This is a genomic window from Candidatus Poriferisocius sp., from assembly GCF_965204015.1.
Classification (GTDB): Bacteria; Actinomycetota; Acidimicrobiia; order Acidimicrobiales; family Bin134; genus Poriferisocius.
Genome location: NZ_OZ241965.1, coordinates 3,343,401 through 3,356,393, shown reverse-complemented (window position 1 = coordinate 3,356,393; position 12,993 = coordinate 3,343,401). Strand labels below are relative to the sequence as shown.

Genomic DNA, 12,993 nt, shown 5'->3' with positions numbered 1-12,993 from the left:
GTGGCTGTCGGATCCGCAGTGGCCGTAGCCGTCGGAATGGCCGTAGCCGTCGGAATGGCCGTAGCCGTCGGAATGGCCGTAGCCGTCGGAATGGCCGTAGCCGTCGGAATGGCCGTAGCCGTCGGAATGGCCGTAGCCGTCGGAATGGCCGTAGCCGTCGGAATGGCCGTAGCCGTCGGAATGGCCGTAGCCGTCGGAATGGCCGTAGCCGTCGGAATGGCCGTAGCCGTCGGAATGGCCGTAGCCGTCGGCGGGGGAGGCTCGGGCTTCCAGTACCCGGTGTACGACCAGGAGTACGTCTGCGGCGTCCACCAGTGGCCCGCAAACTCGTACCACGCTCCTGGGGTGCTGGCCGCGGGCGGGCTGTGACCGCACCCCGCACTCGCGCTGTGAACGACACAAGAGGTGGAATGGGAACTCCCGGTCGGCTGTTCACCGTGGGGTGTGCCGGCGTACTCGACGAACTGGTTGACGTGGGAGTACTCGTGGACCACTGAGGTGCGGCTAGTCCAGCACCACTGGCCCGGCGACGCGGCATCGCACGAGGGCCAACCAAGATCAAGCTTGAGATCGGCAGCTCCCGGCGCCGCGCTGAGCAACAGCGCGAACAGCGCGGCGGCCACAACGGCGGCGGCCGCCCGCATGCGACTAGCACGTCCCACTGGTGTTCACCCCCGCGTGCTGGTGGAGTCCGGGCACCGCGCCGGGGGCCTCGGCATTGAGCACGGCGTTCAAAACCCAGTGCTCGACACACAATCGGGTTGTTCCCGGAACTGCGAGGTGGGCAGCAAGGTCGGCTTCGAATAGCTCACAGGCATCGGCGGCGGTCCTCTCCCGCCGGGGATGCCCCTTGATCTCCAAGCCCCGAAGCACGGCGTCGCGGCATTTTTCCGCGAAAGGGCGCCCGTCAAGCGGGGTCGGATTTCCAATGGTCGGGCACTGCGTCCAAGAGTTGCCCTGCCCGCCGACCACGCTGTAATCGTCGGAATAGGCCTGCTGCACACACTCGCGGTCCGCGCCGTAACGCTGTATGGCCTGTTCCATCAAGCCTGCACTGGTGGTGCAGCCCAGCACGGCCTGCGATACCCGCACATCCTGGGGCCATGGCGAGACAACCGACGGGTCTGCGTGATGGTTCACGCACCGGGTCATCCAGTCCAAGGCCTCCGGAGGCGGTGAGACCACCCGAAACCCGTCCAATTCCTCCAGGGTGGCGGGCCGAATCACCTGGTACCCGCCAGAAGAGTCCTCCGTCCACGCGCTCTCTACCGACGCTGGAGGCAGCTGGTACTCACCGGGGCTGATCCCGCCCTCATCGGCGGCCCCAGGGGGAATGTCCCGCCAATTCGAATCCGAACTCGACCCATCGGCCGCGGAGTGGGAGTGGGAATGGCCGGGTGGGTGGTTGACCACCGGACCTGAAACGCTGGCGCGACTGGCGCGGGGACTGAGTGTCCAATCCTTGGGTAACCCCGGGGTCTGAGTCACCGTGATTCCCGGTAATGGCATCGCCAGCCCGGGATCGGGGGCGAGTCCTGTTGCGAACGGCATCGTCAGGGATGGGGCGGCATTGGGTTCGGGGGCCTCTTTCTGGCCGGGGTCCGTCAACAGCACCGCAGGAGCAGGTGCCAACGGAGCAGGCGCCGAAGAGGCTTCGGGCGGATCGGCGCCGTTGCTCGCACAGGCAGTCAACAGCAGCGCTGCGGCCAGCCCCATTCGGTGGACGGCACCCATACGACCCTTCCGTTCAACGCATCTCGACAAGGGCCGGTGGGGGCCGATAGCGCTGGCTCAAGCCAGCTAGAGCACTCTATTCTTCTAACTTTCAGATGTCAACAGCTAATTTCAATGAATTTACGTTTCAGTAATTCTTGCCCAAAACGTTGAGAATACATGTTATGTAAAGTTCTTGGGGCTTCTGTCACCCACTTATGTCAAGCCACCGGGACTTCTATGACCCCTGAGCCCGCAAAGTAAGCTGTCCCAAGAACGCTGATGGAAATTCCGACCGACTACGACAACCCCGGCTGCGCGCGAGCCCGTGACCTCGAACCTGAAATGGCCGAGAACTACGTCGCGCACACAATGGTCGGCGACCCCTTAGCTGATGCCGCCGTCGAGGCTCTGTCCAAACTGAAGCGCTCGGAGTCCAACCAGATTATCTCGGCTTACATGAGCGTCCCCGACGGGAACGAGCGTCCTGAAGCGCCCTCGGAGGTCCACGCGCTCTTTGACGATGTCCTGACCCCACCCGACTGGCTGGATCTTCCCGCATTGACCCCCGGCATTCACATGTTCCACCGGAACCGGAAGATGGTTGTGGCCGGGATGCTGGCCGGAGTTCTGGTGGAAGGCTTCTCCACCAACATCAGCGAGTCGTTCTTCGTCACCGGCCGTCTGCGCGACCAAGGTGTGCGGCGCCTTCAGCAAAACAACCGCCATATGGTGGAGATCTTCCTTCCCGGCGGCATGGGGCCCCAAGGCGACGGATGGAGGCTGTCGTTCCGGATCCGCCTCGTCCATGCCCAAGTCCGGTACTTGCTCAAGGACTCAGAAGACTGGGATACGGATGCTCTGGGCATCCCGTTGAGCGCCGCCCATGTGGGCTACGCGATCACCGCTTTCTCTGCCCGGCTGCTCAAGCACATGAGGAGTTTGGGGGCAAAGTTCAGCGAAGAAGAGGCGGCGAGCTTTATGGCTACATGGCGCTATTCGGGACTTCTCATGGGGATTCCTGAGTCGATCCTCTTCGACGGTGAAGCAGACGCGCTGAAGCTCTACGAAATAGGCACTTTGTGCGAACCAGAGCCCAGCACTTCATCGATCGTTCTGGCCAACTCGCTGGTCAACTCAGCCCCCCTCGTGGTTGGCATCAACGACCCAGCCGAGGGGCAAAAGCTGTCGCAATACGTCTACAAGGTGTCGCGAGCGCTCATCGGGGACTCGCTGGCCAACTCGTTGAACTATCCCAAGCAGTCCACCTTCGGCGTGCTTCCCTGGTTCCGCGCACAGGCCAGGTACGACCGTCTCACGTCGCGGTTACTCCCCAAGATCGCCCGCAAGAGCAACATTTCCAACTTCACCACGCTTATGTCGGGGTCGTGGTACCACGACGAGGGCATCACCTACCATCTGCCCGACCACGTTTACGCCGAGGAGTCCAGCAAGTGGTGATCTTTACTGACCGACAGGCTTTCCTCTGGGATTGAAACATGTTTCGCTGGCAGGCCCGCACAATCCAGAAGTCGCCCACCCTGGTTCTTCTGGCATTGGGGGCGGTGACGCTGGCCCTCCTGGCCGGGTTCCTCGTTCGAGATCAGCCCGAGGGGCCAATCGACTCTACCGGCATCTTCCTTCCTGCTGACAGCGACCTAGCCGAAGCCACCGACGTCATCCGGGAGAGCTTCCCCGCGGCGGCAGACTTGCGGGTTGTCCAGATTCTGGCCAAAGGCGACGTCCTAAGTGCTGATTCTCTGCGGACCGTCAAGGATCTGCAAACCGCCATCGTCAGCGATCCGGAGATCGCGCCGTTTTTGGTAGACGAGCCCCTTTATGGGTACGTCCAGCTCATCGAGCTCGCCGCGGCCGATGTGGGCATCAGCCTGGACACGATTACCGATGCCCAAGTCTCCCTCGGCCTCGCCCAGTTGGCGCAGGATCCCGACCGGGCCGAGTTGAACGACCTGCTGGGCCGATTCGTAGCCCGTGATGACGCCGGCATCCCCATTGCCGGGCTTTCCCTGATCATCCTCGATGACGTCGGCGACGCCCTCGGCCAGGAGACGGCGCAGTTGCGGGCCCACGAGATTGCGGATTCATTCGATGCGTCACCCCTCGACGTGACGATCATCACCCTGGCCAAGAGCGACGCCGAGGGCAAGGATGCCCGGGAGGAGAACCTCGTGGTTCTCACCGTGATCGCCCTCGTCATCATCGTGGTCTTGCTGGCCCTGTTCTACCGAACCCAGTCCGACGTCCACATCACCATGTTGGGCCTCGGCATGACGATCCTCTGGACGCTCGGCGCCATATCCTGGCTCTCCCCTGGCGGCGCCGGCATCGTGGATCCCGACAACATCCTCCTCACGCTGGTTCCCGTCCTCTTGATCAGCTTGTCGGTGGACTACGCCCTTCAAATCATTGGCCGCTATCGAGAAGGGCTACGGGATGACCCCGAGCCCGACGACGACGCCTCTGGCCGGGCCATAGCCCGATCTGTCCGACTCTGCGGGGTGCCGGTATTGCTCGCTGCGGGCACCACCGCAGTCAGCCTGCTGGCCAACCTGAGCAGCCGGTTCGAACCCATCGCAGACTTCGGAATCATCGCCAGCATCGGAGTCATCTCGGGCTGGATCGTGATGACCAGTTTCGTGCCAGCCGCCCGACTGGTGCTGGATCGGCGACTGGCCGCCAAGGGAAAGAAGCCCACAACCCGTCCCGTGGCCGACACCATTCCCGGAGCGGCCGCGGTTCTGCCGCGCGTTGCCACCGCCGTTGTGCGCCGCCCGATTCCAGTCCTGAGCGCGGTCATCGTCGTAACGGTGCTGGCCGTGGTGGCGGCCGGCAACCTCAGCACCACTTTTGCCGTCAAGGACTTCCTGCCCAAGGACTCCGACACGTTCAAGAGCTTCGACTTCCTAGAAGAGAACTTCGACGGCAGCGCCACGCTCATGACGGTGCTTATCGAAACCGACCTCGCCAGCAACCGAGCCGTTCAGGACCTAACCGACCTCCACTCCACCCTGGTTGACTCACAACGCCGACCGAACGGCATCGTGGGGCCTCCACTGGCCTCTGCTGGGACGTTGCTGGCCGACTGGACAGACCGGAGCGGACAAGCCGGCGACCGCTACGACTCCGACGTCGCGGCCGCCTTCGAGAACTTGGCCGCGGGCAATGGGGCCCCCGGCGAAGAGGTCCGTGGGGCCTGGGAACAATTGCGACGGGCCGACCCAGAGGGATTCGCAGAGGTGATAGACCTCCGCGCCAACGGCCTCGACCGCACCATCATTCAGATACCTGTCGCGGTGGAGGACAACGAGGCACTCCAAGTGTTGATCGACGAACTCGAGTCGCTTTGGGGAGGTGCCAGCGGAGTGATAACCGTCACCGGAGGCGACGCCCTTATCGCCTTGATCACCGAAGAACTGGCCGCCAGCCAAGCGCTCAGCGTGGGTCTGGTCATCGCCGCCGCCCTGGCCATCCTCGTGGCGTACTTCAGTATCAGCCGATCCCGCCCCGCGCTCGGGTTGATCACCATCATCCCCATTGCGGTAACCCTGGCCTGGCTGCTGGGGGCCATGTGGGTGTTTGGGATCTCCTACAACATGGGCACCGCGCTCATGGTGGTGCTCACGATCGGGATTGGCGTTGACTACACGATCCACCTGACGCATCGCTTCTTGGAGGAGCATGAGGAAGCGGAACAGGTGGTTGACGGCATACGGAACGCGATGACCACCACCGGCGGGGCCCTTCTGGCCAGCGCGCTCACCACCGCCCTCGGACTGTTGGCGCTGCTCTTCTCTCCGCTCGTGCCGATGCAGGAACTGGGGATACTCGCGGCGGTGGCCATCTTGTTCGGCCTGATAGCCACGTTCACGGTTCTCCCGTCGCTACTGGTGCTCTGGGCCCGCTATCACCGCTGGCGGGGCCACAACGCCAGTCTGGCCAGCAGCAACTAGAGCGCGGCCCGCCCGGCGCTGAGTCCGCCGTCTACGTAGATGACCTGGCCGGTGACATAGCGAGCGTCGTTGGAGGCCAAAAACCCCACTACATCGGCGATGTCGTCGGGACGGCCGGTTCGGCCCAGCGGCACGGCCCGGGCTCGCTGGTCGCCCTTGTCTCCCTCATAGTTGACCCGGGTGCCCTCGGTTTGGATCATTCCCGGACCGACGGCGTTGGCCCGTATGCCCCGAGGGGCCAACTCGAGGGCGGACTGCTTGGTGAAGCTCTCCACCGCGGCTTTAGACGGCGGATAGATGCCCACTCCCGGGGAGTTGGAATGGGCCGCGCTAGACGAGAGGTTGACGATGGCCGAGCCCGGCCCCATCAGCGGCGCCAATGCCTGGGTGCAGTAGAAGACCCCCATCACATTCACCTCCAGCACCCGGCGCACGTCGTCTGGGGTCATGGTGTCCAGCTTGGCGAAAATCCAGATCCCGGCGTTGTTCACCAGGACGTCCACCGCGTCCAGTGACTCGGCCAGTGCGGCCACCGATTCCGGGTCGGAGACATCGCACTGCCGCCATTCGCCGTTGAGCATGTCCGCAGTGGCCGCGGCGGCCTCGGGATTCAGGTCTACCGCCACAATGTGGTGGCCGTCGGCGGCCAGCCGCTTGGAGATTGCCCGTCCGAGCCCCTGCCCGGCACCGGTTACTACTGCTGTACCCATAGAGCCAGCATGATAAGTGAACGACAGTTGGTTGCTACGGTCCCGACGTGCTCCACCATCGCCATCCTTATCGCTGGGTGATGCTGGGGGCACTGTGGCTGGTGTATTTCTCCTTCGGGATAGCGGTGTTCGGCATGACCCCGCTGGTAAACGTGATCCGAGAAGACTTGGGTCTGAGCAAGGGGGCCATGGGCACGATTCTGGGGGCTTGGCCTCTGGTGTTTCTCGTTGCGGCGATGCCATCAGGGGCACTCGTCGATCGGCTGGGACTGCGCCGCTCGCTGGGAATCGCCACCGTGATCATCTCTGCCTCCGCGCTGTTGCGTCCGGTCGTCACCAACTTCATCGGCATGTTTGGCTCAGTGGCATTGTTCGGCCTCGGCGGGCCGCTGGTTTCGGTGGGTGCTCCCAAGCTGATCAGCGTGTGGTTCGACGAGGAAGAGCGAGCGCTGGCCATGGGGATCACCATGTCTGCACCGGCCATCGGCGGAGTCCTGCCCCTGGTTACCGCCAACAGCCTCCTCATGCCCGCGTTCGACCAGAGCTGGCGGGCCACGCTCATGGTCTACGCCCTCATCACCGTGGCGGTCATCGCGGTCTGGCTGGCGGCCGCTTCCGCCGGAGAGAAGCTCGCCCCTGGGGTGGACCGCGATGCCAATCCCGACCACGGCTTTACTGGCGCCAGGGGCCTCTTGCGTCATCGAGCCGTCAAGCTCATGCTGATCGTGGCCCTGGGCATGTTCTTCTTCAACCACGCCCTCAATGGATGGCTGCCGACCGTGATCGAAGACCGGGGATTCTCCAGCTCAGCAGCGGGCTACCTGGCTGGCGCGGTCACTGCTCTCAGCATCGTCGGTGCGCTGCTTGGGCCGCGCCTGATCCCAGAAGGGAGTCGGATCGCGGTCATGGCCGGGGTCTATGCCGTGTTCGCCATCGCCTCCATTCTGCTCTATGTGGACGTCAAAGCGGCCACCTTGGCTGGGTTGGCCATCATCGGCATGAGCAGAGGGCTGGCGGTACCGGTTGCCCTTGTGGTGATGATGCAGCTCCCCGGCGTAGCGCAGCGCAATATGGGAGCGGCCGGTGGATTGTTTTTCACCGTGGGTGAAGCCGGTGGCGTAACCGGACCGATCTTGTTCGGCGTTCTCGCCGACATCGGTGGTTTCGGCGCCGGGCTTGTGCTGCTTACTGGGATTGCCGGCCTAACCGGAGTGCTGACCCTTGGCTTACGCTCGGCAATGGGCCGTGTGCGGGTCGACTAGGCGCCCCTGCCCTGGATGAGCTCCTGCAAGGCGTCGTCCTCGCTCACCAGCTTGGTCACTACCGCCTCGTCCACATCGGCAACGATGATCTCCCCCACTTCGTCCGAGACCGACGCGAAGAAGCCGAGCTCCTTCATCCCCACAGCTTGGCGATAGTTGTCCTCGGTAGGGGTGAGGTATTGGATCGACACCGCGCTATAGCGGCGGATGAGGTACAGGTGCATGAGCGCCATCAGCCGCTTGCGACGCAGTGCCGGGCTGTGGGTGTTCTGATCACGCACCGACAAGATGGCCCGGCCCCGTCGGTCGGTGAGCACCCCGAACACCACGTTGGCCAAGTCGTTGTCGCCGCTGTACACCACCAGTTCGAGGATCTCCGATCCGGCGGTATAGGGCCGCAGCTTCACTTTCAGCTGGGCGTCGATGGTGTTGTGGGCGGCCCAGCGTTCCAGCCAGGCCTCGAGCTCGCGGGTGGGAACCTCGGTCTGCACCAGGTGCTGGAACTGGGTTGAGCCCTTGCCCATGGCTCGCGTGGTGGCGGTACGCCCCGAGCTGGCCATGAGCGCGGCATCAAGTCGAGGCCCGCCAACCAGGGTCTGCGGGGTCCTATACGGGGAGTCCACCAGGCGGAACCTCCGCTGAAGCCGGGCCAGGGCCAGCATTCCGTCTTGTTGGAGGGAGGCGGCGAACTCCTCCCCCGCCATCCCGTCCACTTGGTGGCCGCCGTAGGTGATGAAGTTGAACACAAACCCCAGGCGTCCCAGCTCGGCGGGGAATTGCCGCATCTCGTCCTCGGTCATGCCGGTGGTGTCCCAATTGAACGACGGCGACAGGTTGTAGGCCAGCATCTTGTCCGGATAAACCGCATGGACGGCCTCGGCAAACTCCCGGGCATCCTCCAGATCAGCCGTCTTGGTCTCCATCCACAGCAAGTCGCAGAACGGGGCCACCGCCAGCGACTTGGCCACCGCATAGGGGATCCCGCCCTGCACCTGGTAGTACCCCTCGGTGGTCCGGGCCACCTCGGGATCCCAGGCCACATCCAGACCCATCTCCACAGCCCGCTCCCGAGCGGTGTCGGTGTCAACCGTGCGGGCGTAGCTGAGCCACTCCCCCACATCCATCCCGAAGGCCTCCCCCTCCGCGGACCGCATCACCAGCTGGTCGGCAACTGCCTGGGCATAGGTGGCCAGCCCCGAAGCCCGGTGCCACGCCTCGGCCAGGGCATCGGAGACCCGGTCAACCGCGTCGTCGGCCCGGGGGTCGGGCGAGGAGTGGTAGGTGACCGCCGTCTTCTCGATGATCTGGTTGACGCCGGTTTGATCAAGCCATCCCATCGCCCGCTTGTAGCGGCTCTCGGGCACGGCATACAGCAGATGGCCGTTCACACCCTCAACACCGACCTCGGCCAGCCGGCGCAGTACCGCCAAATAGGCGTCCTTGTACGAGGGAACCGATAGCTGGGTCGCCCCCATGATGAACGGCTGGTCGCGCTCGTCGGTCCCGCCGTCCAACAGGTTGGCCGCCTCCGCGTCGGTGCGGGCCACGATGATGCCGGGCACCCCCATCACGTCGAGTTGGAATCGGGCTGCGTTCAACCGCTTGATCTGCTCATCGCACGGCACCAGAACCTTGCCCCCCTGGTGGCCGCACTTCTTGACGCCGGGTTTCTGGTCTTCGATGTGATAGCCGGGAACGCCGGCCTCCACGAAGCGGCGGATCAGATTGCGGACATGGGCATCGCCGCCGTGACCGGTGTCGGCATCGGCGATGATGCTGGGGGTGAAATCGACCACCGGGTTGGCCGAGCGCTCGGATGCGGACATCCGGGACCGGGCGAAGCGCTGGTTGCGGTCGGCGGTCAACAGCGCCCGCACCAGTCCAGCGGCCTCGTCGGGCACCATCCCCAAGGGGTAGCTGGCCAGATCAGGACCGGGATCCTCGTGCAAAGAGCCCTTGGCCGACGTAGCCCATCCGCCCAGGTAGATGCCCTCGATCCCCGCTCGCTTCATGGCAACGGCCTGACCCGGCGAATACGGGCCGAACGTGGAAATACACTGGCCCTGGTCGAAGAGCTCTCGCAGACGAGCGTAGAAGCGGTCGGCAGCGACGCGAGCCACGGTGTAGCTATGGTCAATCGCGCCGCGCTGCTCCACTACCTGACGGGCTGAGTACAGCCGGGTCACCCCCTCGAAACGGGGCGAAGCCATCCACGCCTGGGTGGATCGGACCTCGGCATCGAACGAACCGGCAGCGTTGACGGCCATGCTGATACCTCTTTGATAGCTAGAGGGCTGTTGAACGGGCAGGCTAGCAACCGCGCCGCTTCTAACTGCACCTTTATTCGCGGGAATCTTGACCTTGCTTGAGAAAACAGGCTCGCCCGGACCTACTCTGACTTATCGTGGTCTATGAGACGATCGGAATGCTCAAGGTGGCCAGCCCTCTGGCCGGATTCGTAACCCGCCAGCTGGCACCTGGTACCGGTGTAGATCCTGAGCAGTTCTGGTCGGCATTCGGCAAGATCGTTGAGCGATTTCGACCGCGAATTCACGCATGCCGCGACGAACGAGACGATCTCCAGGCCCGGATTGACGCCTGGTACCAAGACCCCAACACCCAGCCCGGGGAGGCGAGTGCGTTCCTGCGCTCCATCGGCTATCTCGTTGACGACGCCGTACCAGAGCCGGTGGCCACCGAAGGAGTCGACCCCGAGATTGCATGGATGGCCGGGCCGCAGCTGGTGGTGCCGGTGGACAACGCCCGCTATGCCCTCAATGCGGCCAATGCCCGCTGGGGAAGCCTGTACGACGCCTTCTATGGCACCGATGCCATTGACGAATCAGGAGGAGCTGGCCGAGCCGGGCCGTACAACCCGGTGCGAGGCCAGCGGGTGATCGACCGGGTTCGATCGCTGCTAGACAGCCATATCCCCCTGGCTTCAGGGTCGCACGCCGACGCAGTGGCCTATGCGGTGTCCGACAGTCGGTTGCGGGTTGACCTGTCCGACGGCGTGTCATCCGAGCTGGCCGATCCCGAACAGTTCGTCGGCTACACGGGAGACGCATCGGCGCCCGAGACGGTGCTGCTGCAACAGCACGGCCTCCACATCGAGCTGGTTTTCGACCGAAACCACGACATCGGCCGAGACGATCCGGCGGGTATTGCCGATGTGATGATGGAGTCGGCCCTGACCACCATCATGGATCTAGAAGATTCGGTAGCCGCGGTGGACGCCGATGACAAGGCTTTGGCCTACGCCAACTGGCTTGGTTTGATGCAGGGCAATCTCACAGCCTCGTTTGCCAAGGGCGGCCAGTCCATGACTCGCAGTCTGAATGCCGATACTGCGGCGATTGATCCCTCGGGAAATCCGAAGACGGTACGGCGGCGCAGCGTCATGCTGATTCGCAGCGTGGGCCTGCATATGGACGCCGACATGGTGCAAGTAGGCGGCCAGCCGATCCCGGAGACGATCATCGACGTGGCGGTGGCTTCTTGGTGTGCCAAGTTCGATCTGACTGGAGCCGGGCCCCATCGCAATAGCCATACCGGATCGGTCTACATCGTTATCCCAAAGCTGCACGGCCCCCGCGAGACCGCTCTGGTACGGGATCTGTTCGCGGAGATCGAAAGCGTTCTGGGGGTGCCGGCAAACACGCTGAAGATGGGGATCATGGACGAGGAGCGCCGGACGTCGCTCAACCTCGGTGCCTGCATCGCCGAAGCCTCCGAGCGGGTGGTGTTCATCAACACCGGGTTCTTGGACCGCACCGGAGACGACATCCACACCAACATGGACGCTGGCCCCATGATCCCCAAAGCGGAGATCAAAGAGTCAAAATGGCTGACCGCCTACGAGGAGGCCAACGTGGCCGCCGGGCTGGCCATGGGTTTGCCGAGGCACGCACAAATCGGCAAAGGGATGTGGGCGCGGCCCGATGACATGGCCGCCATGCTGGACGAGAAGATCGGGCACCCGCGGGCAGGGGCTACCACCGCATGGGTGCCCTCCCCTACCGCGGCCACCCTTCACGCCCTGCATTACCTGGAGACCGATGTGGCTGCCCGTCAACGCGAATTGGCTGCCTCTTCCGCAAGCCGCGACGCCGCCGTCGAGGCGATGCTGACCCCGGCCGTGCTTCCGCCGGACCGCGAGCTGTCTCCCGCCGAGATCCAGCGGGAATTGGACAACAACGCCCAGGGCATCTTGGGCTACGTGACTCGGTGGGTGGGCCAGGGGGTGGGCTGCTCCAAGGTGCCCGACATCGACAACGTGGCGTTGATGGAGGATCGGGCCACCCTGCGAATCTCCTCCCAGCACATCGCCAACTGGCTTCACCACGGTCTGCTGTCTGAAGAGCAGGTAGTAGAGGCCATGCGGCGAATGGCCTCAGTAGTAGACGGCCAGAACGCCGACGACCCCGACTATGAGCCCATGAGCGGCGATTTCTCCGCCAGCATCCCGTTCAGCGCGGCTCTTGCATTGGTGCTCGAAGGTCGTGAGCAGCCCAACGGCTACACCGAGGCGATCCTCACCGCTCACCGACGCCGCCAGAAGGCCGCCGGCTAGCGAACTGGCTCCCCGCTCTATAGCCCCCAGGGACTCAGGTCGATATCGAGCTCGCGCAGCCGGTCGATGATCATGGGAGGGTCCATGCTCAGGGCCGGCCAGTGGTAGTCGTAGATGCGGATGTTCAGCACGAAGGAGATGTATTCGGCTACTTGATCGACGGTGAAGTAGATGCCCCGCCGCCCGATAGACGCCTCGTAGGCGGCCCCGTTCTCACGGTTCAGCACGAAGTTCGTGTGGTCGCACATGTGCTTCATGTCGGTGTTCACCCAGTCCCAGATCACCTCCGTACACAGGATCAGCGGCTCGGAGGGCTCGGCTGAGATCAGCTTGAAGTCCTTCGACACCAGGGTGATGGGCTCCAGCGTGTGGGCATCGTAGGTCCGCAACTCCACTTCTTTGCCTCGGAAGTACGGGGTCCACGACACTCCGATGCCCTCGTGGGCGCAGCCGATATAGCTGTGGAACTCCCCGTCGATGAACATCTCCACCTGGCTGGGGAAGGCCGAGAACGGCGGAGCCTTCAAGATGTCGCAGTTGGGCGATGTCTCGTCGATCACGAACACGATCCCCAACTGGAGGAGCTTGAGCGCCTCCACCAAACGGCGCCGTTCGATCCCCGTCCCGGCATGCATGGCGGCCAGATTGGGAGCCCGCCTGTTCTCACCCCAGTAGTCGAACACGAACTTCCGCAGTTCCAGGGCGTCCTCGGTCCACTCGACCTCCGGCACATGTTGGGGCATTGGTCTCTTCCCTTTCTGTTT

The 12,993-nt window shown here is 63.9% G+C and carries 9 protein-coding genes; 5 read left to right on the top strand and 4 right to left on the bottom strand.

The features are described from left to right. Window positions 1–369 carry a hypothetical protein gene (locus ACOGJC_RS15120; protein WP_419845823.1) on the top strand — a complete coding sequence of 123 codons (369 nt, stop codon included), beginning with the start codon at window positions 1–3 and terminating at the stop codon, window positions 367–369. Window positions 370–648: 279 nt separating this feature from the next. Here ACOGJC_RS15120 and ACOGJC_RS15115 read toward each other — a convergent pair whose 3' ends face one another. After that, on the bottom strand, window positions 649–1,734 hold the full coding sequence (locus tag ACOGJC_RS15115) for a hypothetical protein (RefSeq protein ID WP_419845822.1): 1,086 nt from the start codon (window positions 1,732–1,734) through the stop codon (window positions 649–651). A 261-nt stretch (window positions 1,735–1,995) separates the two neighbouring features. Between ACOGJC_RS15115 and ACOGJC_RS15110 the strand changes: the two genes are divergently transcribed. Next, window positions 1,996–3,174 carry an oxygenase MpaB family protein gene (locus ACOGJC_RS15110; protein ID WP_419845821.1) on the top strand — a complete coding sequence of 393 codons (1,179 nt, stop codon included), beginning with the start codon at window positions 1,996–1,998 and terminating at the stop codon, window positions 3,172–3,174. A 38-nt stretch (window positions 3,175–3,212) separates the two neighbouring features. After that, window positions 3,213–5,684, top strand: coding sequence for an efflux RND transporter permease subunit (locus ACOGJC_RS15105; RefSeq protein WP_419845820.1), 2,472 nt, complete (start codon window positions 3,213–3,215; stop codon window positions 5,682–5,684). Here the strand turns inward: ACOGJC_RS15105 and ACOGJC_RS15100 are convergent. Further along, window positions 5,681–6,394, bottom strand: coding sequence for an SDR family NAD(P)-dependent oxidoreductase (locus tag ACOGJC_RS15100; RefSeq protein ID WP_419845819.1), 714 nt, complete (start codon window positions 6,392–6,394; stop codon window positions 5,681–5,683). The two genes, ACOGJC_RS15105 and ACOGJC_RS15100, sit on opposite strands and share 4 nt — an antisense overlap. Before the next feature lie 47 nt (window positions 6,395–6,441). Here ACOGJC_RS15100 and ACOGJC_RS15095 point away from each other — a divergent pair, with 47 nt between their 5' ends. Next, entirely contained in the window at window positions 6,442–7,656 is a 1,215-nt protein-coding gene (locus ACOGJC_RS15095) for a CynX/NimT family MFS transporter (RefSeq protein WP_419845818.1), read from the top strand. On the opposite strand, the gene aceA is transcribed toward ACOGJC_RS15095, so the two are convergent. After that, a complete protein-coding gene (gene aceA, locus ACOGJC_RS15090; RefSeq protein ID WP_419845817.1) occupies window positions 7,653–9,923 on the bottom strand; it encodes an isocitrate lyase ICL2 in 2,271 nt (756 codons plus the stop codon). The genes ACOGJC_RS15095 and aceA overlap by 4 nt on opposite strands. A gap of 134 nt (window positions 9,924–10,057) precedes the next feature. Between aceA and ACOGJC_RS15085 the strand changes: the two genes are divergently transcribed. After that, on the top strand, window positions 10,058–12,229 hold the full coding sequence (locus ACOGJC_RS15085) for a malate synthase G (RefSeq protein WP_419848250.1): 2,172 nt from the start codon (window positions 10,058–10,060) through the stop codon (window positions 12,227–12,229). Between the two features lie 17 nt (window positions 12,230–12,246). On the opposite strand, the gene ACOGJC_RS15080 is transcribed toward ACOGJC_RS15085, so the two are convergent. Continuing rightward, window positions 12,247–12,972: a hypothetical protein gene (locus ACOGJC_RS15080; RefSeq protein ID WP_419845816.1), complete on the bottom strand. Its 726-nt coding sequence runs from the start codon at window positions 12,970–12,972 to the stop codon at window positions 12,247–12,249. Between the last annotated feature and the right edge of the window lie 21 nt (window positions 12,973–12,993).

Coding starts and splice junctions, on each gene's coding strand:
- ACOGJC_RS15115 (WP_419845822.1), bottom strand. CDS start 1,734: ATGGGTGCCGTCCACCGAATGGGGCTGGCCGCAGCGCTGCTGTTGACT.
- ACOGJC_RS15110 (WP_419845821.1), top strand. CDS start 1,996: ATGGAAATTCCGACCGACTACGACAACCCCGGCTGCGCGCGAGCCCGT.
- ACOGJC_RS15105 (WP_419845820.1), top strand. CDS start 3,213: ATGTTTCGCTGGCAGGCCCGCACAATCCAGAAGTCGCCCACCCTGGTT.
- ACOGJC_RS15100 (WP_419845819.1), bottom strand. CDS start 6,394: ATGGGTACAGCAGTAGTAACCGGTGCCGGGCAGGGGCTCGGACGGGCA.
- aceA (WP_419845817.1), bottom strand. CDS start 9,923: ATGGCCGTCAACGCTGCCGGTTCGTTCGATGCCGAGGTCCGATCCACC.
- ACOGJC_RS15080 (WP_419845816.1), bottom strand. CDS start 12,972: ATGCCCCAACATGTGCCGGAGGTCGAGTGGACCGAGGACGCCCTGGAA.